21 protein-coding genes and 1 pseudogene are annotated in these 23,537 nt (G+C 68.5%); 13 read left to right on the top strand and 9 right to left on the bottom strand.

Features of this window, described 5'->3' with window-relative positions; translation table 11 throughout:
• The first annotated feature begins 26 nt into the window (after positions 1-26).
• The gene (gene map / locus VHD82_RS25020) at positions 27-884 is read left to right on the top strand and encodes a type I methionyl aminopeptidase (protein WP_325708676.1); all 858 of its coding nucleotides are present in this window, start codon (positions 27-29) and stop codon (positions 882-884) included.
• Here the strand turns inward: map and VHD82_RS25015 are convergent.
• The gene (locus VHD82_RS25015; RefSeq protein WP_325708673.1) at positions 853-1,539 is read right to left on the bottom strand and encodes a FadR/GntR family transcriptional regulator; all 687 of its coding nucleotides are present in this window, start codon (positions 1,537-1,539) and stop codon (positions 853-855) included. The genes map and VHD82_RS25015 overlap by 32 nt on opposite strands.
• Before the next feature lie 27 nt (positions 1,540-1,566).
• Between VHD82_RS25015 and VHD82_RS25010 the strand changes: the two genes are divergently transcribed.
• Positions 1,567-2,781 carry an MFS transporter gene (locus tag VHD82_RS25010; RefSeq protein ID WP_325708670.1) on the top strand — a complete coding sequence of 405 codons (1,215 nt, stop codon included), beginning with the start codon at positions 1,567-1,569 and terminating at the stop codon, positions 2,779-2,781.
• On the opposite strand, the gene VHD82_RS25005 is transcribed toward VHD82_RS25010, so the two are convergent.
• Both VHD82_RS25005 and VHD82_RS25000 read right to left on the bottom strand, forming a co-directional pair.
• On the bottom strand, positions 2,778-4,202 hold the full coding sequence (locus VHD82_RS25005; protein ID WP_325708716.1) for a mycothione reductase: 1,425 nt from the start codon (positions 4,200-4,202) through the stop codon (positions 2,778-2,780). The genes VHD82_RS25010 and VHD82_RS25005 overlap by 4 nt on opposite strands.
• A gap of 66 nt (positions 4,203-4,268) precedes the next feature.
• Positions 4,269-5,123: a M15 family metallopeptidase gene (locus VHD82_RS25000; protein ID WP_414637576.1), complete on the bottom strand. Its 855-nt coding sequence runs from the start codon at positions 5,121-5,123 to the stop codon at positions 4,269-4,271.
• Positions 5,124-5,276: 153 nt separating this feature from the next.
• Here VHD82_RS25000 and VHD82_RS24995 point away from each other — a divergent pair, with 153 nt between their 5' ends.
• Both VHD82_RS24995 and VHD82_RS24990 read left to right on the top strand, forming a co-directional pair.
• Positions 5,277-6,116, top strand: coding sequence for a serine protease (locus VHD82_RS24995; protein WP_325708667.1), 840 nt, complete (start codon positions 5,277-5,279; stop codon positions 6,114-6,116).
• A gap of 9 nt (positions 6,117-6,125) precedes the next feature.
• Positions 6,126-6,557, top strand: coding sequence for a GNAT family N-acetyltransferase (locus VHD82_RS24990; protein WP_325708664.1), 432 nt, complete (start codon positions 6,126-6,128; stop codon positions 6,555-6,557).
• On the opposite strand, the gene VHD82_RS24985 is transcribed toward VHD82_RS24990, so the two are convergent.
• The 3 genes from VHD82_RS24985 to VHD82_RS24975 form a co-directional block, all read right to left on the bottom strand.
• A complete protein-coding gene (locus VHD82_RS24985; RefSeq protein WP_325708661.1) occupies positions 6,523-7,698 on the bottom strand; it encodes an 8-amino-7-oxononanoate synthase in 1,176 nt (391 codons plus the stop codon). The genes VHD82_RS24990 and VHD82_RS24985 overlap by 35 nt on opposite strands.
• A gap of 85 nt (positions 7,699-7,783) precedes the next feature.
• Positions 7,784-9,160, bottom strand: coding sequence for a DEAD/DEAH box helicase (locus VHD82_RS24980; protein ID WP_325708657.1), 1,377 nt, complete (start codon positions 9,158-9,160; stop codon positions 7,784-7,786).
• A gap of 218 nt (positions 9,161-9,378) precedes the next feature.
• Positions 9,379-10,278 (bottom strand): serine protein kinase RIO, encoded by a 900-nt coding sequence (locus VHD82_RS24975; RefSeq protein ID WP_325708654.1) that lies wholly within the window; start codon positions 10,276-10,278, stop codon positions 9,379-9,381.
• 187 nt (positions 10,279-10,465) lie between these two features.
• Here VHD82_RS24975 and VHD82_RS24970 point away from each other — a divergent pair, with 187 nt between their 5' ends.
• Positions 10,466-11,548 carry an FAD-dependent oxidoreductase gene (locus VHD82_RS24970; RefSeq protein WP_325708651.1) on the top strand — a complete coding sequence of 361 codons (1,083 nt, stop codon included), beginning with the start codon at positions 10,466-10,468 and terminating at the stop codon, positions 11,546-11,548.
• On the opposite strand, the gene yaaA is transcribed toward VHD82_RS24970, so the two are convergent.
• Entirely contained in the window at positions 11,535-12,266 is a 732-nt protein-coding gene (yaaA, locus tag VHD82_RS24965) for a peroxide stress protein YaaA (protein ID WP_325708648.1), read from the bottom strand. The genes VHD82_RS24970 and yaaA overlap by 14 nt on opposite strands.
• A gap of 17 nt (positions 12,267-12,283) precedes the next feature.
• Between yaaA and VHD82_RS24960 the strand changes: the two genes are divergently transcribed.
• From VHD82_RS24960 to VHD82_RS24945, 4 genes and pseudogenes are all read left to right on the top strand, one after another.
• Positions 12,284-12,481 (top strand): hypothetical protein, encoded by a 198-nt coding sequence (locus tag VHD82_RS24960; protein ID WP_325708645.1) that lies wholly within the window; start codon positions 12,284-12,286, stop codon positions 12,479-12,481.
• Positions 12,482-12,781: 300 nt separating this feature from the next.
• On the top strand, positions 12,782-13,771 hold the full coding sequence (locus VHD82_RS24955; protein WP_325708642.1) for a PP2C family protein-serine/threonine phosphatase: 990 nt from the start codon (positions 12,782-12,784) through the stop codon (positions 13,769-13,771).
• A gap of 148 nt (positions 13,772-13,919) precedes the next feature.
• Positions 13,920-14,591, top strand: a pseudogene (locus VHD82_RS24950) (sugar-binding domain-containing protein); the annotation flags it as partial.
• Positions 14,592-14,648: 57 nt separating this feature from the next.
• The gene (locus VHD82_RS24945; RefSeq protein ID WP_325708710.1) at positions 14,649-15,962 is read left to right on the top strand and encodes a glycoside hydrolase family 2 TIM barrel-domain containing protein; all 1,314 of its coding nucleotides are present in this window, start codon (positions 14,649-14,651) and stop codon (positions 15,960-15,962) included.
• Between the two features lie 163 nt (positions 15,963-16,125).
• Here the strand turns inward: VHD82_RS24945 and VHD82_RS24940 are convergent, their stop codons facing one another.
• Entirely contained in the window at positions 16,126-16,506 is a 381-nt protein-coding gene (locus VHD82_RS24940) for a peptidase inhibitor family I36 protein (RefSeq protein WP_325708639.1), read from the bottom strand.
• A gap of 184 nt (positions 16,507-16,690) precedes the next feature.
• Complete coding sequence (locus VHD82_RS24935) at positions 16,691-17,764, bottom strand: LacI family DNA-binding transcriptional regulator (RefSeq protein WP_325708636.1); 1,074 nt, start codon at positions 17,762-17,764, stop codon at positions 16,691-16,693.
• A 70-nt stretch (positions 17,765-17,834) separates the two neighbouring features.
• Here VHD82_RS24935 and VHD82_RS24930 point away from each other — a divergent pair, with 70 nt between their 5' ends.
• From VHD82_RS24930 to ettA, 4 genes are all read left to right on the top strand, one after another.
• Positions 17,835-19,010 (top strand): MFS transporter, encoded by a 1,176-nt coding sequence (locus tag VHD82_RS24930; protein ID WP_325708707.1) that lies wholly within the window; start codon positions 17,835-17,837, stop codon positions 19,008-19,010.
• Positions 19,011-19,034: 24 nt separating this feature from the next.
• Positions 19,035-21,038: a bifunctional copper resistance protein CopD/cytochrome c oxidase assembly protein gene (locus VHD82_RS24925; protein ID WP_325708633.1), complete on the top strand. Its 2,004-nt coding sequence runs from the start codon at positions 19,035-19,037 to the stop codon at positions 21,036-21,038.
• A gap of 119 nt (positions 21,039-21,157) precedes the next feature.
• Complete coding sequence (locus tag VHD82_RS24920) at positions 21,158-21,622, top strand: single-stranded DNA-binding protein (RefSeq protein WP_325708630.1); 465 nt, start codon at positions 21,158-21,160, stop codon at positions 21,620-21,622.
• A gap of 119 nt (positions 21,623-21,741) precedes the next feature.
• Positions 21,742-23,418: an energy-dependent translational throttle protein EttA gene (ettA, locus tag VHD82_RS24915; protein WP_325708627.1), complete on the top strand. Its 1,677-nt coding sequence runs from the start codon at positions 21,742-21,744 to the stop codon at positions 23,416-23,418.
• Positions 23,419-23,537 lie beyond the last annotated feature (119 nt).

Below are 23,537 nucleotides of genomic sequence, written 5' to 3'. Positions count from 1 at the left end.
TCCGGCCGGAGTCGTAGGCTGGAGGTATGTCCCAGCGTGCTCCGTTGAAGCCTGGCGTGCAGTCGCCGCGCCGTTCCGTCCCCGCCGGCATTCCGCGTCCCGAGTACGTGGACAAGCCGGCGCCCAAGCGGGACAACGGCAACGGCGTACGCAGCCCGGAAATCATCGAGGCGATGCGGGTGGCGAGCAGGATCGCCGCGCAGGCGCTGGAAGAGGGCGGCAAGGCGGTCAAGCCCGGCAATACCACCGACGACGTGGACAAGGTGGTGCACGAGTTCCTGCTCGACCACCACGCGTACCCGTCCACCCTGGGCTACCGGCATTTCCCGAAGTCGTGCTGCACCTCGCTGAACGAGGTGATCTGCCACGGCATCCCGGACTCGACGCTGATCGAGGACGGCGACATCTGCAACATCGACGTCACGGCGTACATCGGCGGCGTGCACGGCGACACGAACGCGACGTACCTCGCGGGCGATGTCTCCGAGGAGGCGCGCTTGCTCGTCGAGCGAACGCACGAGGCCACCATGCGGGCCATCAAGGCGGTGCGGCCAGGCCGTCAGCTCAACGTGATCGGCCGGGTGATCGAGGCCTACGCCAAGCGGTTCGGCTACGGCGTGGTGCGTGACTTCACCGGGCACGGGGTCGGCCCGTCGTTCCACACCGCGCCGACGGTGCTGCACTACGAGGAGCCGTCGGTGACGACGGTGATCGAGCAGGGGATGACCTTCACCATCGAGCCGATGATCACGCTGGGCACCATCGACTACGACGTCTGGGACGACGACTGGACGGTGACCACAAAGGACAAGAAGTGGACCGCCCAGTTCGAGCACACCCTCGTGGTGACGGCTACCGGCGCGGAGATTCTGACTCTGCCCTGAGCAGCCGATCCAGGAAACCGCCGGCCTCGGCCGCCGCTCGTGCGGGGTCGCGGTCGGCGATCGCGTCGAGCAGCCCCTGGTGGCCGATCTCGACCTTCTCTTCGAGGGTGTCGTGCGAGGTCGCGGCCACGCTCGCGCTGACGGCTTCGGTCAGCCCTCGATACAGCTCGGACAGCAGCTTGTTGTGTCCACAGTGGACGACGCAGGTGTGGAACTCGGTGTCCGCGCGGACGAAATCCTCGTGGTTCTTCTCGAGCTGGGCGCGGTCCCGGTCGGCGAGCAGTCCGGTGAGCTTCGTCAGCTCTTCTTCCGTGCGTTCGGTGGCCGCCAGCCGCGCGCCCTCGATTTCCAGGCCGCGCCGCACCTGAAGCACCTCACGTAGCTCCGAGCCGAACAGCCGCCGGATCGCGCCCGACACCTCGCTGGTCGCGCGCACATACGTGCCGTCGCCCTGCCGTACCTCCAGCAGGCCGCTGTGCGCGAGCGCGCGGACCGCTTCGCGCACGGTGTTCCGCCCGACGCCGAGGGTCTCCGCGAGCGCGGGTTCGGTCGGGATGCGCTCGCCCACGACCCATTCGCCTTGGCTGATGGCATCGCGGAGCTGGCCGATCACCTGGTCCACCAGGCCGGCGCGACGTGTCGTGGCTAACGGCACCCGGTTATCCCTTCACCCAATCATCCTATGTCTGTCATAGTAGCGGCTGTGGTCGGAACAGCTGTGAAACACACGCCGCGTGTGCTCGTCGGAAGTGGCCTGCTCGGCCTGGCCGTGGTGCTCGCCGCCGTCAACCTCCGGCCCGCGGTGACCTCCGTCGGCGCGGTGCTGGACGAGATGCGCGATTCGCTCGGCGCCACCTCGACCTGGGCGGGTGCGCTGACCACGGCGCCCGGCCTGTGCTTCGCCGCCGCCGGTTCGGCCGCGCCGTGGGTGGCCAAGCGGATCGGCGTCGCCGGGGCGGTCGGTGCCGCGCTGGCGCTGCTGACCGGCGGACTGATCCTCCGGGTGCTCGACGGACAGCTGGTCGTGCTCGGCGGCACGCTCGTTGCCACCGCCGGGATCGCGCTGGCGAACGTGCTGATCCCCGTGGTGGTCAAGGAATCCTTCACCGCCCGGATCGGGCTGATGACCGGGCTCTACACCGGCGCCCTGCAAGCCGGGGGAGCGCTCGGTTCGGCTGTCACGCCGCCGCTGGCCACCGCGCTCGGCGGCTGGCGGCAAGGGCTGGCCGCCTGGGCCGCGCTGGCCGGGCTCGCGTTGATCGTGTGGCTCGCCGTTGCTCGCACGCGGCCGGGCGTGCCCAGCGGCGAGGGCTCGCCGGAAAGCACCGGGAAATCCTTGCTGCGCAACAAACTGGCGTGGATCGTCACGCTGTTCTTCGGGCTGCAGGCGTGCCTGGCCTACATCGTCATGGGCTGGCTGCCGCAGGTGTTCATCGACGCCGGGGTGAGCCGGGGCGACGCAGGCCTGCTGCTCGGCCTGGTGTCGATCCTCGGACTGCCGGTGAGCCTGATCGTGCCGCCGCTGGCTGCCCGCCGGGGCGGGCAGAGCTGGTGGATCCTGCTGCTCGGCGTGTTCGGCTTCGCCGGAGTGCTAGGCGTGATGCTCGCCCCCGCCGCCGCACCGGTGTTGTGGTCGGTGCTGCTCGGCCTCGGCATGAGTGTGTTCTCTCTCGCCCTGACGACGATCGCACTGCGAGCGCGCACCGGCGGCGACACCGCGCGGCTTTCCGGGATGGCGCAGGGGATCGGCTACCTGCTGGCGGCGCTGGGCCCGTTCCTCTTCGGGCTGCTGCACGATCTGACCGGGGGCTGGACCGTGCCGTTCGTGCTGTTGCTGGCCGCCGTCGTCGGGCAGATGGTGTTCGGGTTCCTAGCCGGCAGGCCCCGCTATATCTAGCGAGCGGCGCGCAGCGTCTCCGTTGAGGGTGGTGGTGGGGAAGCGGCTGGCCTTAGGTTCAGCAGGGCGTTCTCCACCAGTTCCGGCATCGCGGGGTGGATCCAGTACTGGCCGCGCGCCATCGAATGGGCGTCCAGGCCGAAGCTCATCGCCTGGATCAGCGGCTGGATCACGGTGGACGCCTGCGGTCCGATGATGTGCGCGCCCAGCAGTTGCCCGGTCTCCGGGTCGGCGAGCAGCTTCGCGAAACCGGTGGTGTCCTCCATCGCCCAGCCGTAGGCGATCCCGGCGTAGTCCTGAGTGGACGTCACGTAGTTCAGCCCGCGCTTCCTGGCTTCCTGCTCGGTGAGGCCGACGCCGGCGACCTGCGGGGAGCTGAACACCGCGTGCGGCACGAACCGGTGGTCGGCCTCGATCCGGGCGTCCGGATGCAACAGGTTGTGCTGCACCACCCGGGCTTCGTGATTGGCCACGTGCTTGAGCTCGTACGGCGAGGACAGGTCGCCGAGCGCGTAGATGCCCTCGACGGAGGTCTCCTGGTAGTCGTCCACCACTACGTGCCCACTGTCCGATGTGGACACCCCGGTGGCGGCGACGTCGAGCACGTCGGAGTTGGGCGTGCGCCCGGTGGCGATCAGCAGCTGGTCGCCCTCGACCACCTCGCCGTCCGCCAGCTCCAACGCGATCCCGGCGCCGGTTCGCTTGGCGCGCACCGGTTTCCGGTTCAGTCGCAGATCGAACCGGTGGCCGGCCAGCTCGGTGAAGCGGGTGCTGATGTCCTCGTCCTCCGACCGCAGCAGTGCCCCGGACCGCACGACCACCGTGACGTCCACGCTGAAGGACGTGAACACGTGCGCGAACTCGGCGGCGATGTACCCGCCGCCGACGATGACGAGCTTCGAGGGCAGCTCGTCGAGCCGCATGATGGTGTCGGAAGTGTGGTAGCCCGTCTCCGCCAGGCCCTCGATGTCCGGAATGACCGGACGGCCGCCCGCGGCGAGGACGAACTTGTCCGCTGTCAGCGTCTCCGTTCCGCCAGGCAGCGTGACCGTCAGCTCCTTGTGCCCGGTGAAGCGGCCTTCGCCCTCGTACACCGTCACGTTCGCGTTGTCCTCGTGGGACAGCCGGTACTCGCGACCGCCGGCCGCGATCGGGTCGATCCGGCCGAAGATCCGGTCCCGCACGTCGCGCCAGCGGACGTTGAGCAGCTCTTCGTCCACGCCGAGCCTGCTGCTGGCCGACGGGGTGGCGGCGACGTCGGCGGTGTGCACGAACATCTTGGTCGGGATGCAGCCCACGTTCAGGCAGGTACCGCCGAACACGCCCTTCTCGACGATCGCCGTTTTCCAGCCTTTGAACCGCGGGTCGAGAATCGAGTTCCCGGAGCCGGTACCGACGATCACCAGGTCGTAGTGGGGCACTTTGGTCATCCTCCGCGTGGTCGCACTGCCATTCCTGCCAACCCCGGCGCGTCCGGTGTTGTTCCTTCACCCGCCGGTCGCGGTGAAGTGCATGCGGTCGGTCGGACTCTGCCAGGCCCCGCCCCAGCTCCAGCCGATCGCCGCGAAATCACGCACCGTCGCGTCCCCGGCCAGCACCATCCCCGGCCGCTTCCACGAGCGGTCCAGGTAAGCCGAGGCCAGCTCCGGCAGTACCAGATCCCCCTTGGTGTAGGGATTGCAGAACGGGTTCACGTCGATGGCCAGCCCGTAGGCGTGTGCCGACCAGTTCGTCTGCCCGCGCACCGGGCGGCAGACGAAGGCGCTGGTGTTGTTGCCGTCGCCGGTCGGCGGCGCGGACAGCTCTTCGGTGCGCGTGACCCGCATTTCCTCGATCGGGAACCGTGCGGCGAACAGCTCGCCGAAGACTTTCGTCACCGCCTGCGCGACGGTGGCGTTGACCAGCATCTCACCGGTGTGTGCCTTGCCGTCGAAACCCCAGAACGACATGGTCAGGTACCGCAGATCGGTTGACCTCACCGGGCAGGCGGCCTGCCACGTGCTGCGCGCGAGCACGCTCTGCGGCACGGCGTTGATGGTGGCGGCGTACTGGCCGTTCGCGGGCGGCGGGAGGATGTCCGCCGTCGACAGGCTCCGGTTCCGCAGGACGGCGGGGGTGGGTTCGATCTCGCCGAAGCCGTCCTTTCGCAACGGCAGCGGGTGCGCGCCGATCTGCCAGCCCGCGGGCGCGGGAGCGGGTGTTGTCGTGGTGACGGGTGGCGGTGTCGTGGTCGTGGTGACCGGGATGTTCGTGCTGGTGGGAGCCGGGGCAGGCTGGCCGGGCGTGCTGCAGCCGGCGAGGCCGAACAGGGCCGCGAAAGCCACCACTCTCAAGAGATGCACCAGGTCAGCTTGGCAGACCACCCGATCCAGTGACAGCACGCGGCCCGGTGTCTCGACTAGGGTACCTTCGGCTGCACTCTCACGCGCCGGAGTCCTCCGAACGCCGTGCGCGACCTGTTACGAAGCTTTGAGTATCGGTGGAGGGGGAATCCCATGGCGAAACACGCCCGGCGGAGCCGCAAGTTCCGGCTGACTCTCGCGGCGGCCGTCGCGGTCGCCGCGTCGCTGCCGATCGCAGCGGTCGCCGCCACCTCCGGTTCGTCCGGCACCGCGGATTCCGCCACCCAGGCCAGGCCGTACATCGTCGGCGGCGGGCAAGCGTCCATTCAGGACTATCCGTACGCGGTGTACCTGACCGACAGCAAGGGAAATCAGTTCTGCGGCGGCGCGCTGGTCTCCTCCTCCGCGGTGGTGACGGCGGCGCACTGCGCGTCCGCGATGGGTCGCTCCGAGCTGCGCGTGGTCGCCGGCAGGCAGAACGAGTCCAGCAGCGACGGCATCGTCGCGAGGGTCACCGACGTGTGGGTGGAGCCTGGTTTCTCCGACCCTGGCAAGGGTGACGACGTAGCGGTGCTCAGCCTCGACCGGCAGGTGCCCTACCGCGCGGTGGCCCTGCCGGACAGCTCCGACCAGTCGCTCTACCGCGAGGGCACGAACGCCACGGTGGTCGGCTGGGGCCGCACCGCCGACGGCGGCTCGCGCTCGCAGGTGCTGCGCAGCGCGACGGTCCCGGTGGTCAGTGACACCAGTTGCGCGCAGAGCTACAGCAACTACGACGCGAAGAGCATGGTCTGCGCGGGGTATCCGCAGGGCGGCACGGACGCCTGCCAGGGTGACTCCGGCGGCCCGCTCGTCGTGGGAGACACGCTGATCGGCGTGGTGTCCTGGGGCGACGGTTGCGCGAAGCCCGGCAAGCCCGGGGTGTACGCGCGGGCCATCACCTATGCCGACGACATCAAGGCGCAGTCGCAGGGCCGCTCGCTGCTCTGGTAGTCAGGACGTGTGAACGTTCCCGGAACAGAGCTGAGCGCGAGCCGGCTGTACGAAATCCTCCGGCTGCGTGTCGAGGTCTTCGTCATCGAGCAGAACTGCCCCTATCCCGAACTGGACGGCCGGGATCTGCCTGCCGATACGCGGCATTTCTGGATCGACGGCGAACACGGCGTCGACGCGTACCTGCGAGTGCTGACCGAGCCGGGCCGCTACCGGATCGGCCGCGTGGTCACGGCCAAACACGCCCGCGGCCAGGGGCTCGCCGCCCGGTTGATGACGGCCGCGCTCGAGCTGATCGGTGACGCGCCCAGCGTGCTCGACGCGCAGACGTACGCGCAGGGCTTCTACGCGAAGTTCGGGTACGTGCCCGAGGGCGAAGAGTTCGAAGAGGACGGCATCCCGCACATCACGATGTGGCGCCGCTTGGCGCCGAACCGCTGATCACCTTCACCGCATTGTCCACATCGGACTCGGAGAGATCGGCCCTGGCGGTCAGGCGCAGCCGGGAGACCCCGTCGGGCACCGAGGGCGGCCGGAAACAGCCGACCCGCACGCCCTGTTCGGCGCATCGCGCAGCCCACGTCACCGCGTCCTCGGCCGAGGGCGCCTGCACCGAGATGACGGCGGCTCGTGGCTCGCTCACCCGGAAACCGTTGTCCCGCAACTGTTCCGCGATCCGGCCGGCATTCGTCACCACCTTCTCCGGCAGTCCGGGTTCGGACTTCAGCACGCCTAGGGCGGACAGCGCCGCGGCAGCGCTGGACGGTGCGAGCCCGGTGTCGAAGATGAAACTGCGTGCTGTGTCGACCAGGTGCTTGATCACTCGGCGCGGGCCGAGTACGGCGCCGCCCTGCGCCCCGAGTGACTTCGAAAGCGTGATCGTGGTGACCACGTCCGGCTGAGCGCTCAGCCCCGCCGCGTGCACGGCGCCGCGGCCGCCGTCGCCCAGCACGCCGAAACCGTGCGCGTCGTCCACCAGGAGCGCGGCGCCATGGGCGCGGCAGGCGTTCGACAGCTCTTCCAGCGGCGCCAGATCACCGTCCACGGAGAACACCGAATCGGTCACCACGAGCGCCCTGGGCTTCCGGCGGGTCGAGAGCGCGTGTTTGATCGCGGGCACGTCACCGTGGTTCATCGCCACCACGTCCGCGCGCGAGAGACGGCAGCCTTCGATGAGCGAAGCGTGGATGTACTTGTCGGTGACAATGGCGGATTCGGCGCCGGAAAGCGCTGTCACGGCGCCCAGGTTCGCGGTGAACCCGGAGGAGAACACCAGCGCCGCCTGCACTCCGCAGAACCGCGCCAGCTCGTGTTCCAGCTCCGCGTGCAGCTCCGTCGAGCCCGTCACCAGCCGGGAACCGGTCGAGCCCGCGCCCCACCGGAGCGCCGCGGCCGCGGCAGCCCCGGCGACACGCTTGTCCCTGGCCAGCCCGAGGTAGTCGTTACCGGCCAGATCGAGCTCCTTGCTGGTGGCCGGGCGGGGCAGCAGCCTGCGCGTCAGCCCGGCTCCGGACCGCCTGTCCGCCTCGGCGTCCAGCCAGTCGAAAACCTGTTCCGGAGTCGCGTTCTGGGCTGCATCCACCCCCGCATCCTCTCAGTCCCGGCTGCCGCGACGAATGAAGGCCACCGGCACGAGCGTGCCGGTGGCCTTCACCAGGAGCTATCGATCAGTCGCGCGTGCGGCGCGAAGGACCGCGCCCGTCCCGTCGCGGCGGACGCGGGCCGCCGTCACGGTCACGGAAGCCGCCGCCCTGACGGTGCCCGCCGAAGCCGCGCGAACGGCCGCCCTGACGGTCACCACGGTCGCCGCGCGGGCCACGCCGCTGCGGCTCGTGCCGCCGCTCCGGCACCGGCACGCCACTGGGCTCGCGAGCGCCGGTGACCCGGGACAGCTCATCGTCCCACGGGCGGACCGCGGTGGACTCCGCACGCACGCCGGCGCGCTCGGTCATCCGCTTCACGGTGCGGCGCTGGTCGTGCGTGACCAGAGTGACCACGACACCCGACGCCCCGGCGCGCGCGGTGCGGCCGGCACGGTGCAGGTAGTCCTTGTGGTCGGCCGCCGGGTCGACGTGCAGCACCAGGCTGACGTCGTCCACGTGGATACCGCGCGCGGCGACGTCGGTGGCGACCAGCACCGGGGTGTGGCCTTCCTTGAAGTCGGCGAGCACGCGGTTGCGCTGGCCCTGGGTCTTGCCACCGTGCAGCGCACCGGCCGCGACACCCTTGGCCCGCAGCCGCTCGGCCAGCCGGTCCACGTGGTGCTTGGTGCGGACGAACATGATCGTGCGGCCCTCACGGGCGCCGATCTTGGTGATGATGGCCTGCTTGTCCTGGTGGGTCACCTGGAACACGTAGTGGTCCATGGTGTCCACGCTCGCGGTGACCGGCGCGACCGAGTGCTCGACCGGGTCGGTCAGGTAGCGGTCGACAAGCTTCTTGACGTCACCGTCGAGGGTCGCGGAGAACAGCAGCCGCTGCCCGCCCTGCGGGGTGAGGTCGAGGATCTCCCGCACCTGCGGCAGGAAGCCCATGTCGGCCATCTGGTCGGCCTCGTCCAGCGCGATGAAGTTCGTGTCGGAGAGCACGCAGGTGCCCTGGCGCACGTGGTCGGACAGCCGGCCGGGAGTGGCGATCAGCAGGTCGACACCGCGGTTGAGCATCTCGGCCTGACGGTTGAAGGGCATCCCGCCGACGGCGGTGCGGCACCACAGGCCCATGGCCTTGGCCAGCGGGGCGAGCGAGTCGGCCACCTGCATGGCCAGCTCACGGGTGGGCACGAGGACGAGGGCGCGCGGCCGCTTCGGCCGCGCCTTGCCGCCACCGAGCCTGCCCAGCAGGGCGAGGCCGAAGGCCAGCGTCTTGCCCGAGCCGGTCTGGGCCCGGCCCAGCACGTCGCGCCCGGCGAGTGCGTCGGGCAGGGTGGCCGACTGGATCGGGAAGGGGGCGTCGATCCCGGCCTCGCGCAGCGCGTTCAGCAGCGGCTGCGGAAGGTTCAGGTCGGCGAACGAGGTCACCGAAGTGGACTCGAAAGTGATACTCACTAACTGCCTCTCGGACGTGGCACGTCGCAAGGAGGCCCAACTGCCCGCATGGCGCAGGGCGCAGTGTTGTCCTGGGCGTTCTCAGGGACGGACCCGGCGCTTGGCGCGCCGTTGGTGGGTGGATTACCGCGAGCCACGGGAAAGCTGGCTTGGCCGCGAAGAACAACACTCCACGCCGCCGGTTGCGGTCTGTGATCAGTCTACCGGAGTGACCACGTTCACCGGAGACCGGCCCGATCCCGTAACCGTTCCAGCACTTCCGGTAGTTCGACGCGTAGTCCTCGTGCGGTGAACCAGCGGCCGACATTGGCCGCGTCCCGCTCAAGGTACTCCGCTCCGGCCGGGTTCGCGATCACGTCGACGACCTGCGGCAGATCGATGAGCACCACGGAGCCGCGGTGCACCAGCACGTTGTAGGGCGACAGGTCGGCGTGCGCGAGCCCTTCCGCGGCGAGCAGTTCCATCGCCCGCACCAGCTGGAACCACAGGTGTTCCAGCTCTTCGGGATCGGGCCTGAGCTGGGCAAGCCGTGGCGCGGCAACGCCGTCGGCGTCCCCGAGGAACTCCAGCAGCAGCTCGGTTCCGTTGCGCTGCACCGGATACGGCACCGGCGCACCGACCGTCCACAAGCGACTCAACGCGGTGAACTCGGCGACCGCCCACTGCTCGGCGATGAGGTTGCGGCCGAAGGAGGTGCGCCCGGCCATCGCGCGGTTCTCCCGCGAGCGCCGCATCCGGCGGCCTTCGAGGTAACCGGTGTCACGCTGGAACTGGCGATGTTCGGCGGCGCGATAGCGTTTCGCGGCCAGCAGGCAGTCGTGTGTGTTTCCCGGCACACCGCGACGCAGCAGGTGGACATCCGCCTCCTTGCCGGTTTTGAGGAGGCCGAGTTCGGTGTCCACCGCGGCCAGTTCGGTGACCACCCAGTCCGGGCGCGGATGCGGACCGCGTTCGCCGGTGTCCCAGGTCGAGTAACGGTCACCGCCGCCGGGGATTTCCGGTTCGGCATAGGCCGTTTCGCGGAGTTCGGCGAGCCGGGCGCGTTCCTGCTCGGTGATACGGCCACGGCGGGTGTACGGGGTTTCGTCGTCGAAGCGACGACGGGCGCGTTCGCGCATGGTGGGTTCTCCTGGAGAAAATGCCCCACCGGGCGCGGATGAGGCGCGTCAGCCGGCGGGCGGATGGACAAGGAACGCAGGACAGAGCACAAAGACCGTCATCGGGCGTCCTCCTTTCCAACCGGGGAGCACCGATGATGCGGCGGACCGGGATGCGGCGCAACCGAATTACGGCACACTGGCGATCATGCGCGTCATCGTGATCGGATCGGGGATCGCCGGAGCCGCCACCGCCTACCAGATCGTCCGCCGTGGGGCGGAGGTCGTGCTCGTGGAGGCGGAGCGCACGGGGCCGGCGACGGCCGCCGGTGCCGGGATCGTGTGCCCGTGGACTTCTCGTTCGGCTGAGGGCTATCCGGCCGCGTCGCTGGCCGCCGAGTACTACCCGAAGCTGATCGGCGAACTGGCGGAGGACGGCTGGCGGGATTCTTCGTTCGAAGTGGTCGGCGGGATGGTGGTATCCGCCGACGAGGGAGAGCTGACGGAGGCGTACCAACGGGTGTCGGCGCGTGCGGCGGAATCGCCTGCCGCCGGCGAGGTCCGGCGGCTCGATCCCGGCCAGGCGCGCGAACTCTTCCCCGTGCTGGCGCCGGAATTGGGTGCGGTGCACGTCGCCGGCGGCGGCCGCGTGGACGGACGGCAACTGCGCCGCACGCTGTTGTCCGCCGCGGCTGCGCGAGGGGTACAGACCATTCAGGGCACAGCTTCGCTGACCGGCAGTGGGGTCCGTGTGAACGGGGCGGACCTCGCGGCCGACAAGGTGGTCGTGGCGGCCGGAGCGTGGAGCCCGGAGCTCGTGCCGTCCGTGGAGGTGGCTCCGCAGCGCGGGCAGATCAGCCATTTCGGGTTGCCGGGCGTGGAGACCGCGACCTGGCCGGTGGTGCTCCCGGTGTCGAGCCACTACCTGCTGGCGTTCCCCGGCTCTCGTGTGGTGGCAGGTGCCACCAGGGAAACCGGCTCGGGTTTCGACTACCGGATCACCGCGGCCGGGCAGCGGGAGGTGCTCGATCACGCGCTGAGCATCGCCCCAGGGCTGGCGGACGCGACCTTGCTGGAGACCAGAGTGGGCTTCCGGCCGGCCACCCCGGACGGGCTGCCGGTGCTCGGACCGCTGGAAGACCGGCCCGATGTGTTGCTGGCCACCGGATTCGGCCCCGGCGGGCTCACGCTGGCCCCATACGCGGGCGCGCTCATCGCGGCGCTCGCGCTGGGGGAGCGGCCGGAACTGGACCTGACCCCGTACCGGCCAGGGCGGTTCAGTGCTCGGTGACCAGTTTCAGTTCACTCTCGCCGGTGCGCTCGATCGCGAACCCCGCCCGCGACGCGGCGCTGAGTAAACCCTCCACAGTGGACGGTTCGCGGGGCGTCCTGGCGAGCGCGGCGGCGAGCTTGCCCTTGTAGGCCTTGTTGTGGTGGCTGACGACCTTGCCCGCGGGCGTCACCACGCGCACGGTGACGGCGCCGGGGATGCGCGCCAGCGCGGCGTAGGCGCCGGACCGCAGATCCACGACCAGGTCGTCCATGTCGGCGAAAACCGGTTCGAGTACCGGCCGCCACAGGGTGCGAAGCGTGCCGAGGGAAGGCAGTGAGGAGCCGCCGGAGAGCCGGTAAGCGGGGATCCGGTCGGTGGCACGGACGATGCCGAACAGGGCGGACGCGACGGCGAGGCGGCGTCCGGCCTTGGCGAGCTGGCTCTTGGTGAAGCCGCCGATGTCGAGGGCGTCGTAGAGCACGCCGGTGTAGCGCTCGAGAGCGGGCAGCGTGGGTGATGACCACAGCGTGGCGTTGCGTGCCACCTCGTCTTCCTGGCGGGGCGACAGGTCCAGGGCGCGGAGGCTGGCCGGCACGTCGCGGGCGAGGTCCACGAGCGCGTCGGCGAGCTTGCGGCGGACGGGGTTCAGCTCGGCGAAGGAGAGTTCGTCCAGGTTCAGGGCCGGGCCGTCGCCGCCGGGCGCCTTGGTTTCGGAGGGAGGGAGCAACACGAGCACGCCAGCCAGGTTAACCGTTGACGAAATGCGGCTTCCGCCGATTGCCGGACCACGCCCACCGCGAGATCCGTGAACACGAAGCGCGGTGCGGGGTCGATCGCTGGGCCCGGCTCTGCATTCGCTCGTCGGAGGGCACGCTCGACGTCCTGGAGAACCGGCAGGTCCGCGCGCAGCGCGCGGCGGATGTGGATCAAGCCCCGATGATGAGTGCGTGAGGACCCTGTTGGCGGGGTGGTCGCTCATCGTGCCGTCCCGGCGACGTTTCGTGCGGACCGAACCCGTTCCTTCTCGCCCGCGCGGGCTGGTCGCCGTCGGCCGCGCGCCGCCGAGTCGGGTGGTAATCCGGTGCGGTCGTCATGATGGCTTGTGTCCAGCGAAGATCGGTTCCGGAGCGGACGTCCTGCCCAGCTTGACGGCCGCGCGTGATGGGTCATGATCTTGGTTTCCGGGTGCTTCCCCGGTCACCGGGGGTGAGGCCCGTGCCGTGGCTAGGCGGCCACTGCTTTACTTCACTTATGGAACCCAGTGGCTCGCTGACGCTCCGGTACGCCGTCGCCACCGATGTTGGCCAACGACGCGAGGCGAACGAGGACTCGGTTTACACGAGTCCGCGATTGCTTGCCGTGGCCGACGGGATGGGTGGGCATGTCGCCGGGGAGGTCGCCAGCTCGGCTGCGATCGCCGCCATCACCGAGCTCGACCGGAAGCTCGCAGACGCGGATGATGACGCGGACACGCTCGAGCTGCTCGGCGATGCGGTGAGTGACGCCGTCGACAAGCTGACGGAACTGGCGCTGAAGGACCCGCGCCTGCACGGCATGGGCACCACGCTGACGACGTTGCTGTGGGACGGCAGCCGTTTCGGCGTGGCCCAGGTCGGCGACTCGCGCGCGTACCGGCTGCGCGCCGGCGAGCTGGAGCAGATCACCCGTGATCACACCGTGGTCCAGGAGCTCGTCGATCAGGGCCGCATCACGCCGGAGGCGGCGATCACGCACCCGAGCCGTTCGGTGCTGACCCGGGCGCTGCAGAGCGGTGGCGAGGCTGATCCGGACCTGTTCTTCGTCGAGGTGCGCCCCGGGGATCGGTATCTGATCTGTTCGGACGGGCTGTCCGACGTGGTTCCGTTCGAAATCCTCGCCGAGATCCTGGCCGAAGTACCCGAGCCGCCCTCGGTCGTGCAGAAGCTCGTCGAGCTGGCCAATGCCGGCGGCGGGCCGGACAACATCACCTGCGTCGTCGCCGACATCGCCGAGGCCCCCGCCGAGGACGGCGCGGCCGGCCCAGCAGACGCCCCCGAGGAGACAGGCAACCCAACCGGGGTGGATGTTCCGGTCCCGAGCGGGGCCCCGGGTGCGATCAGCTCCACCAAGTCCACCAAGTCCACCAACTCCGCCGAGCCGGCCGACTCGACCGCCGACGACGCCGAAGCGGCGACAGGCGAGGGCACTGCCTCCGGCGAAGCGACTCCAGCGGCGAGCCAAGGTAACAACACCCCGGAGTAACCGGACACCCTTTCCTTCACGGCTTGGCGCCGTCGCCGGCAGTCATGGCAGTCATGGCAGACACGGTCGCCGCGGAGCTGGTTGGCTTCAACGGTTCGCCGGGCTTCGCCGGTTTGCGTAGGGTGCGGACGTACGTGCCAGTTCGACCATGGGCTGCCATTGCCGCCGGACAAGGCGCGAATGCCGTCGAAGCGATTCCGTCGCCGTAAGTCGCAGTAAGGAGTCCAGGATCAAACCGCCGAACCCGCCCGCTGCCGCTGACGTTGACGTCCCCGGCTCCGGCATTCCCCGACCCGGCCGCGACCTCGACCTCGATCTCGACGAAGCGCCGCAGCCGGCGTACGACGCCACGAAAGCCGAGGCCGGGAACCTGTGCCCACGCCCGCAGCTCGTCCGGCCTGGCTGGCGGGATCTGTGTGGACAATGGGGTTTCGCGTTCGACGACGAGAACCGGGGCCGCGCCGAACGCTGGTATGCGGACTTGTCGGCATTTGACCGGACGATCACCGTGCCGTACCCGCCGGAATCCGAACTCTCCGGAGTGCACGCGACAGAGCCACACCCGGTTGTGTGGTACCGCCGTGAATTCGAAGCGCCGCCGATGGTGCCAGGGCACCGTCTCGTCCTGCACTTCGGCGCTGTCGACTACGTGGCTTCCGTCTGGGTCAACGGAATACCGGCCGGTGAACACATCGGTGGACATACTCCTTTCTCGTTGGACATCACAGACTTCCTTCGCGCTGACGGTTCCGCACAGTCCATTGTGGTCCGGGCAGAGGACCGACCGGAGGATCCGGCGCAGCCCCGCGGCAAGCAGGACTGGCGTGCCGAACCCCACGACATCTGGTACCACCGCACCACGGGAATCTGGCAACCGGTGTGGGCCGAGGTGCTGCCCGCACTGCATCTGCGCGAACTCCAGTGGGTGCCGGACATCGCCCACGCCCGGGTCACCTGCGAAGGCGAACTCTGCGCGGTGCCCGGAAACCCGGTGAACGTTCGCGTCGTTCTCCGGCTTGGGGACGAGGTCCTGGCCGAGCAGACAGTCCGCGTCGACGCCGAACGGTTCCGGTTCGATCTCGCGATCCCGGCACTGCGCCACGGACAGGACCGCTTCCGCCTGCTGTGGTCACCGGAACAGCCCACCCTCATAGACGCCACTGTCGAACTGCTGCCCGGCCACGGACCTGCCGATTCGGTCGCCAGCTACCTCGGACTTCGCGACGTCGGGGTGGCTGATGGCCGTTTCTTGCTCAATCACGTGCCGTATTTCCCTCGAATGGCCCTCCAACAGGGTTATTGGCCACAGTCTCAGCTGGCCGCCCCCGGCCCGGAGGCGCTCCGCCGTGAGGCTGAACTCGTCAAGCAACTGGGCTTCAATGGCGTGCGGATACACCAGAAGGCCGAGGATCCGCGGTTCCTCTACTGGTGCGACCGCCTTGGACTGCTGGTCTGGGGCGAGACCGCCAACGCCTACGAGTTCAGCCCGACGGCTGTGGAACGCCTGACCCGCGAATGGCTGGAGATCGTCCGTCGGGATCGAAGTCACCCCAGCATCGTCACCTGGGTCCCGCTCAACGAGAGCTGGGGCGTGCCTGATATCGCGGCCGTCTCCGACCAGGCGCATTTCGCCGGCGCTCTCTACCACCTGACCAAGGCCGTCGACCCGACCAGGCCCGTGATTTCCAACGACGGCTGGGAAATCGCCGATACGGATATCTACGGCGTCCACGATTACGCGCCCATCGGCGCCTCCCTTCTTGCCCGTTATGGTGACGTCGAAGCGGTCCGGCGAACCCTCGCCACCGGACGCCCCGGCGGCAAGCGCCTGGTGCTCGGCGAGATAGTGGCCGGACGTCCGGTGATGCTGACGGAGTTCGGCGGCCTGTCCTACGCCCCTGCCGCGGGCGAGAACTGGTTCGGCTATTCGACCGTCACCGACTCCGGTGATCTACTGCGCAAACTCGATGATCTGGTTTCAGCAGTGCTCGATTCCCCAGCCGTGGCGGGGTTCTGCTATACCCAGCTCACCGATACCGAGCAGGAACGCAACGGCCTGCTCGCCGCCGACCGCACGCCCAAGGCCGACCCGGCGAAGATCCGGGCGATCCTGAACAAGCCGGCGAGGTCGCTGCCTCCTGAAGAGCTCGACGCCTACCGCGATCCGGCGGCATCCGAGTCCGATCGCTGATTCCCTCCTTTCCTTGTGAGAAGCCCGCGGGTGCGCGGATGTCGGGGCGGGAGCGCACCCGCGGGCCGGGGCCGTCCACAGGGAAGAACGGCCCATCAAGGCGGCCGTCACCGGACTCGATGTCCCCAGGAGCGATGCGGCCGCCTGGCTTGGCGGTGCTGGATCAGGCCATGTCCCAGATCTTCACTGCTCGCACCACGAAGGGAGCATGAGGCACGTAGGTGCCATGGCCGGGATACGTGGTGAAATCGCCTTCGGTGGTGCATTCGGTGCTCTGATAGACCGTCACGTCACGGTCCAGCAGGTTCACGAACGACTTCCCGGACATTCCGTCGGGCAAGGCGATGCATTCCTCCGGGTTGGCCGTGCGCAGATCCAGCTGCTGCAGCGTGGCGCCGTAGTTCTCGGCGCTCCACAAGCAGAATTCCCCTTGCTGGCAGGCGGATTCCGGGCCTCCCTGGTCGGCCTGCGCGATCCCGGATGTGCCGAGAAAACCCAGTGCGGCGAGCACGAGCAGCCGCGGTAGATACGCACGAACATTCATGTTTCTTTCTCCCCTGGAAACGGTGATGCGGCTCGTTCGTGCCGCTGTCACCAAGAATGACGGCTCGGCGCGGGATTGTCATTAGGGATTTTTACTTCTGTGGATAAGTAGTTTTCGCTCGCTCGATCGGGGAAGAGTTATCCACAGTTTCCGGAAAGCGCTTGCCCGTGTCTGACCGATTCTGCTATCGGGCGGGCGCGGTTGATCCGCGTACGACGAGTTCGACGTCCAAAGTGGTCGGTGCGGGCGGCCGGCGCCCGGCGAGCAGCCGCAGCGCGAGCTCGCCCGCCAACCGTCCCTTGCGGACCAGATCCTGGTGTACTGTCGTCAGCGGTGGCTCGCCCCAGCGAGCCGCCGGGGTGTCGTCGAAGCCCACAATGGACAGATCTCCCGGTACCTCGATCCCGCGCTGTCTCGCCGCGGTGATCGCGGCGAGCGCGAGTTCGTCCGACATGCACAAGAGAGCGGTCGGGCGTGGTTCGCGGTCGAGCAGCCCTCCGGCGCCGGTCATCGCGTCCTCCCTGGAAAGCCCGGACGCTTCCCAGACGGGCACGGTCTCGGCTGGAATCCCTGCTGCCGCAAGGGTTTCCAGATAGCCGGCCAGTCGTTCGCGATTGTCGAGGAACTGGCTGAGCGCGGCTTCGACGGAACTGAGCGGCCCGCCGCGCGGAGTGGAAAGGCATTGCGCGGAAAGGATTCCGAACCGTCGATGCCCGAGTTCGACCAGGTGCCTGGCGGCCGCGACGGCACCGCCGCGGTCGTCGGTGCCGACCCGGGCCGAGCCTGGCACGATCGGCTGGTCGATGACGACCAAGGGCAGACCCCGCTGCCGCACCGCACGCAGAGCGGGCGCTCCGTCCGCGAGTGAGTAGGCGACGGCGAGATCTGCTTGTGCGGCCAGCACGCGATCCGCGCGTGGGCCGCCGCCGTCGCCGCCCGGCAGGAGAAGCAGGGCGTGTCCCTCCTGGTCGACGGTCGCGGCCAGGGCGTCGAGGGTGATGGACAAGGCCGGATCTGAGAACGCCGCCGACAGACCGGTGTCGAGCATGAAGGCGATGGCCCCGGTGCGTTGGGTGGCGAGGCTGCGGGCTATCGGGTTGGGGCCGGTATAGCCGAGGCGCTCGGCAACCCGGAGCACTTCTTCGCGTGTTTCGGCCGACAGCTGGTCCGGCCGGTTATACGCGTTGGACACCGTCGCGCGAGAGACGCCGACGGCATCGGCAACGTCGTCGAGCGTCGGGCGGCGCCGGGGTGTCATCGGCACAGCTTAAAACACGGTGGACTTTCTGAAGCGCTTAAGTCATTGTGGGGTAAGGAGGTGTCAGATGGTGGGGGACCGGACGGCGGTGTTCGTCGTATTCGCGGTCAACGGCGCCGTGTACGGCTCGTGGGCGCCGCGCGTGCCAGCGCTGGCCGAGCGGCTGCACGCCGCTCCGGGTTCGCTCGGGCTGGCTCTGCTCGGAGCGAGCATCGGCATGGTCATCGCCGGTTCGCTCGCGGGCAGGCTTGCCGAGCGCTTCGGTTCGCGGGCGGTCATGATCGCTTCCACCGTGGTGTCCTGCGTGATCCTGCCGTTCGTCGGAGCCGCGGACTCTGTCGCCACGCTGGGAGTGGTGCTGTTCGGGCTGGGCGCTTCGGTCGGGACGCTCGATGTGTCGATGAACATCGGGGCGGTGGTCGTCGAACGCCGCATCGGCCGCGCGATCATGCCCCTGTTCCACGCCGGGTTCAGCTTCGGCGGGTTGCTCGCCTCCGCCGCAGCCGGGCTTGCCGCCGCCCACGCCTGGTCGCCGCCGCGGCAGTTCCTGGTCGCCGCGGGCATAGTCCTGATCGCGCTGCTGGTGGTGATGAGAGGACTGCCGCGAGCGGGGCCGCGCTCCGCGGAGGCCGAACTCCAGCCGCGGGTCGCGTTGGTGAAGAGGCCGGTGCTGTGGCTGCTGGCCGCGATCGCCCTGTGCTCGGCGGTCGCGGAAGGCGCGAGTTCGGATTGGTCGGCGCTGCTGTTGGTGACGTCACAGGGGGCGAGCCAAGGCGCGGCCGCGCTGGCTTTCTCGGTGTTCTCCCTGACCATGGCGGTGACCCGGCTCGGCGGGGCGTGGATGCAGAACAGGTTCGGGCCCACCAGAACGCTCGTCGTGGGTGCGGCGCTCGCCGGAGCCGGTCTCGTTGTCGCGGCTGTCGTGCCGGTCGCCGCGCTCGCGTTTGCCGGCTTCGGATTGGCTGGGGTCGGCCTGGCCGCGTCGTTCCCGGTCGCGCTGAGCCTCGCGGGTGCGGCAGGTCAGCGGGGAGACGGCGGTGGAGGCGAGCGTGAGATCGCGTTCGTCACCAGCATCGCTTACTGTGGCTTCCTCGCCGGGCCACCGGTCATCGGTGGGATAGCGCAGCTGACATCACTGCCGGCGTCCTTCGTAGTGGTCGGTCTGCTGGCCGCGCTGATCGCTCCGGCGGCCGTCGGCGCAGGTCGCGCACGTCACCGTGAGCTCACCGCGGGCACGACCATGTAGCGGGCCAGGCATACCCTCGTAGCCGTGGAGTCCGACGTTTCCTCCCGGCGAAAGGTCAGCGTGCTGCCGCTCCTGGCGGTGAGCGTGGTGCTTGCCGCCGTGATCGCAGTGGTGCTGGTCGCCTTGTCCGGCGGGACCAGCTATGTGATCGCAGGTCTGCCTGACCCGGGGGCGTTGACGCACTACGGCCTTGGTGTTGTCCGTGTGCTGGCCGATGCGGCCTCGGTGGTCTGTGCCGGTTCGTTGTTGCTGGCTGCTTTCCTGGTTCCTCCGCAGGCGTCCGGCACGGTCGCGCGAGACGGGTACGCGGCGCTCCGCACGGCTGGAGTAGCTGCTTGGGTCTGGTTTGCCGCGGCGATTCTTTCGGTGTTCTTCACCGCGGCGGACGGAGCGGGCAAACCGGTCACCGAAGTGTTCGCTCCCGCCGTCTTCCTTGATCTCATCGATGCGATCGAGCAGCCGAAGGCATGGCTGATCACCGCGGCGATCGCGCTCCTGCTTGCCTTGGGGTGCAGGCTGGCGCTGTCGTGGGGTTGGACAGCCGTGTTGTTCTTCGTGGCAGTGCTGGGCTTGGTGCCGGTCGCGGTCACCGGGCACTCCGCGAGCGGTGGTTCGCACGACATGGCGACCAACAGCCTGCTTTATCACCTGGTCGCCGCCTCCATCTGGGTCGGCGGTCTGTTCGCCCTGCTCGCCCACGGCTGGCGCCGCGGTGAGCACCTGAAGCTTGCGGCCGGCCGGTTTTCGAAGATCGCCTTGGTCTGCTGGGTCGTGATGGCCGTGTCCGGCGTGATCAACGCGCTGGTGCGAATCAAGCTCGGGGATCTGCTGACGACGGACTACGGCCTGCTGGTGATCGCGAAGGTCGTGGCCCTGCTGGTGCTCGGTGTCTTCGGCCAGCAGCAGCGCACTCGCGGCGTGCGGGATCTCGTCGATGGCAAGGGCGGCGGGCAGTTGCTGCGGCTCGCCGCAGTCGAGTTGCTGATCATGTTCGTGACCATCGGTATCGCGACGGCGCTCGCGCGCACGCCACCGCCCGAAGACGCGGTCACCCAGCCCTCGACCATCGAGTTGCTGATCGGCTACAACCTGCCCGGTCCGCCGACGGTGCTGAGGCTGCTGTTCAGCTGGCGTTTCGATCTGATCTACGGCACCGCGGCGATCGTGCTGGCGGGGCTGTACATCGTCGGCGTGCGGCGGCTGCGCCGGCGCGGCGACAACTGGCCTGTAGGGCGAACCGTCTCCTGGCTGCTCGGTTGTTTCGTGCTGCTGTTGGCCACTTCGTCGGGACTGGGCAAGTACTCCCCGGCGATGTTCAGCGTGCACATGGGCGTCCACATGCTGTTGTCGATGGTGGTCCCGGTGTTGTTCGTGCTGGGCGGGCCGGTGACGCTGGCGCTGCGCGCGCTTGCCCCGGCCGGTAAGGGTTCCCCACCGGGGCCCCGGGAGTGGATCCTGGCGTTCGTCCGGTCGCCGTTGGCGAAGGTGCTCACTCATCCGGTGGTAGCACTGCTGCTTTTCGTCGGCTCCTTCTACGTTCTGTATTTCTCCGGCCTGTTCGACACCGCGCTGAACTATCACTGGGCACACCTTGTGATGAATGCGCATTTCCTGCTGTCGGGCTACGTCTTCTACTGGCCGGTGATCGGAATCGACCCGGCGCCACGGCGGCTACCGCATCTGGGCAGGCTCGGCATGATGTTCGCCGCCATGCCGTTCCACGCGTTTTTCGGTGTGATCCTGATGTCGAAGCAGACGATCATCGGCGAAACCTTTTACCAGCAGCTGAACCTGCCGTGGGTCACCGATCTGCTCTCGGATCAGCGCCTCGGCGGCGGCATAGCCTGGGCGGCCGGCGAAGTGCCAGTACTGCTGGTATTGATCGCGCTGCTGGTGCAATGGGCGCGCGCGGATGAGCGTGAGGCCAAACGGAACGACCGCCGCGAGGATGCGACCGGTGACGCGGATCTGGCTGCCTACAACGCGATGCTCAAACAGATGGCGGATCAGGGCCGGCGCCGTCCCTGACGAGTTATCCACACACCCCCTGTTATCCACAGCCGAAGCAATTGCTTCTTCCCGTACCGTGCTCGCCCCGGCAGGCTGGAACCACGGCGGCAACGAAAGAACACGGGAAGGGTTCCGCGATGGCGATTGGCGAGACTCCGGTGACCTTGGTCGGTACGGTGCTCAGTGACGTGCAGTGCATCCGGGCGGGCGCGCAGCGGCAAGAGCTGGCCACGTTCTGGCTGCGCAGCGACGAACGCCGGTACGACAAAGGAAAGGGGGAATGGGTCGAGGGCAGACATCTGTCGATCCGGGTCAAATGCTGGCGAAGACTCGCGCAGGGGGTGACTTCGGCGATCCGGAAGGGCGACCCGGTGATCGTGTCCGGCCGGTTGTACAGCAACGATCACGGGGAACGGGAACAGCCTCGTGCTGTACCTGAGGTTGAGGCATTGGCGGTCGGGCTGAACCTGGCGTTGTACCCGGCCCCGGTTCAGCAGGCGGGACAGCCTGGGCAAGCACAACGTGAGAAGCACTGGAAAGCTCGGCAACCCGGGCAGCAGAAGCAGCTTGTTACCGTCTCCGAACCGATTGGGGCAGGCTGAGTGACGATGCTCGGAAGGCCGGTCCACACTGTGCGTTCCCGGTGACCGAGGGTTGACTCTGCGTCGTTGGATGGTGACCGGCGTTCGGTCGCGTAACGCTTCGCTCTACGATCGACGTTATGGCCGAGTTCATCTACACCATGAAAAAGGTGCGCAAGACCGTCGGGGACAAGGTCATCCTCGACGATGTCAGCACCGCGTTCTACCCCGGCGCCAAGATCGGTGTCGTGGGTCCGAACGGTGCCGGCAAGTCCACCGTGCTGAAGATCATGGCCGGACTCGATCAGCCGAGCAACGGCGACGCGTTCCTCCAGCCGGGCGCTTCGGTCGGCATCCTCCAGCAGGAGCCCCCGCTGAACGAGGACAAGACGGTGCGGGGCAACGTCGAGGAGGGCCTCGGCGACATCAAGGTGAAGCTCGACCGCTTCAACGCGATCGCCGAGCAGATGGCCACCGACTACAGCGATGAGCTGATGGAGGAGATGGGCCGCCTGCAGGAGGACCTCGACCACGCCGACGCCTGGGAGCTGGATTCCCAGCTGGAACAGGCGATGGACGCGCTGCGTTGCCCGCCGCCGGACGAGCCGGTCACCCACCTTTCCGGTGGGGAGCGGCGCCGGGTCGCGTTGTGCAAGCTCCTGCTGTCCAAACCGGACCTGCTGCTGCTCGACGAGCCCACCAACCACCTGGACGCCGAAAGCGTGCTGTGGCTGGAACAGTTCCTTGGTTCCTACCCGGGCGCGGTCCTTGCGGTCACTCACGACCGGTACTTCCTGGACAACGTCGCCGAATGGATCATGGAGCTCGACCGCGGCCGGGTCGTGGGCTATGAGGGCAACTACTCGACCTACCTGGAAAAGAAGCGCGAACGTCTGGAGGTGCAGGGCAAAAAGGACGCGAAGCTCGCCAAACGGCTGAAGACCGAACTCGACTGGGTCCGCTCCAATGCCAAGGCACGCCAGACGAAGTCCCGCGCCCGTCTGGACCGCTACGAGGAGATGGCCACCGAGGCCGAGCGCAACCGCAAGCTCGACTTCGAGGAGATCCAGATCCCGCCGGGCCCGCGGCTCGGCAACGTGGTGGTCGAGGTCGAGCACCTGCGCAAGGGGTTCGAGGAGCGGCTGCTCATCGACGATCTGTCGTTCGACCTGCCGCGCAACGGCATCGTCGGTGTCATCGGGCCCAACGGCGTCGGGAAGACGACGCTGTTCAAGACCATCGTCGGGTTGGAGCAGCCCGATTCGGGCGAGGTCAAGATCGGCGAGACGGTGAAGCTGTCCTATGTGGACCAGAACCGGTCCGGCATCGACCCGAAGAAGACCGTGTGGGAGGTCGTTTCCGACGGCCTGGACTACATCCACGTCGGGCAGACCGAAATGCCGTCGCGGGCCTACGTTTCGGCGTTCGGCTTCAAGGGGCCGGACCAGCAGAAGCCGGCCGGGGTGCTTTCCGGCGGCGAGCGCAACCGGCTGAACCTGGCGATGACCCTCAAGCAGGGCGGAAACCTGATCCTGCTGGACGAACCGACCAACGACCTGGACGTGGAAACCCTGGGCTCGCTGGAGAACGCACTCGAACAGTTCCCGGGTTGCGCCGTGGTCATCTCACACGACCGGTGGTTCTTGGACAGGGTGGCGACGCACATCCTGGCCTGGGAGGGCGACGACGAGAACCCGGCGAAGTGGTTCTGGTTCGAGGGCAACTTCGAGGGCTATGAGAAGAACAAGATCGACCGCCTGGGAGCGGAAGCGGCCCGGCCCCACCGGGTGACTCACCGCAAGTTGACGCGCGACTGACCCGCGCGCCCGCGAGCACGCTTGAGCCAACACTGAAGCGGAGTCCCGAGTGGTAGCCACGAAGCACATCCGACCCAGCCCGCCCGCCGCGCGCGACGGCTGGGGCGCGGTCGGTACCG

Source organism: Amycolatopsis sp. (assembly GCF_035546795.1).
Lineage (GTDB): Bacteria > Actinomycetota > Actinomycetes > Mycobacteriales > Pseudonocardiaceae > Amycolatopsis_E.
Note: the sequence above shows the minus strand (reverse complement) of the source record. Positions and strands in the feature narration are given on the sequence as shown.

Excerpts from the sequence above, each read along its gene's own strand:
- VHD82_RS24940 (WP_325708639.1), bottom strand. The coding sequence starts at position 16,506 with ATGAATGTTCGTGCGTATCTACCGCGGCTGCTCGTGCTCGCCGCACTG.
- VHD82_RS25010 (WP_325708670.1), top strand. The coding sequence starts at position 1,567 with ATGTCTGTCATAGTAGCGGCTGTGGTCGGAACAGCTGTGAAACACACG.
- VHD82_RS24995 (WP_325708667.1), top strand. The coding sequence starts at position 5,277 with ATGGCGAAACACGCCCGGCGGAGCCGCAAGTTCCGGCTGACTCTCGCG.
- map (WP_325708676.1), top strand. The coding sequence starts at position 27 with ATGTCCCAGCGTGCTCCGTTGAAGCCTGGCGTGCAGTCGCCGCGCCGT.
- VHD82_RS24920 (WP_325708630.1), top strand. The coding sequence starts at position 21,158 with ATGGCGATTGGCGAGACTCCGGTGACCTTGGTCGGTACGGTGCTCAGT.
- VHD82_RS24975 (WP_325708654.1), bottom strand. The coding sequence starts at position 10,278 with ATGCGCGAACGCGCCCGTCGTCGCTTCGACGACGAAACCCCGTACACC.
- VHD82_RS24955 (WP_325708642.1), top strand. The coding sequence starts at position 12,782 with ATGGAACCCAGTGGCTCGCTGACGCTCCGGTACGCCGTCGCCACCGAT.
- VHD82_RS24935 (WP_325708636.1), bottom strand. The coding sequence starts at position 17,764 with ATGACACCCCGGCGCCGCCCGACGCTCGACGACGTTGCCGATGCCGTC.
- ettA (WP_325708627.1), top strand. The coding sequence starts at position 21,742 with ATGGCCGAGTTCATCTACACCATGAAAAAGGTGCGCAAGACCGTCGGG.
- VHD82_RS24970 (WP_325708651.1), top strand. The coding sequence starts at position 10,466 with ATGCGCGTCATCGTGATCGGATCGGGGATCGCCGGAGCCGCCACCGCC.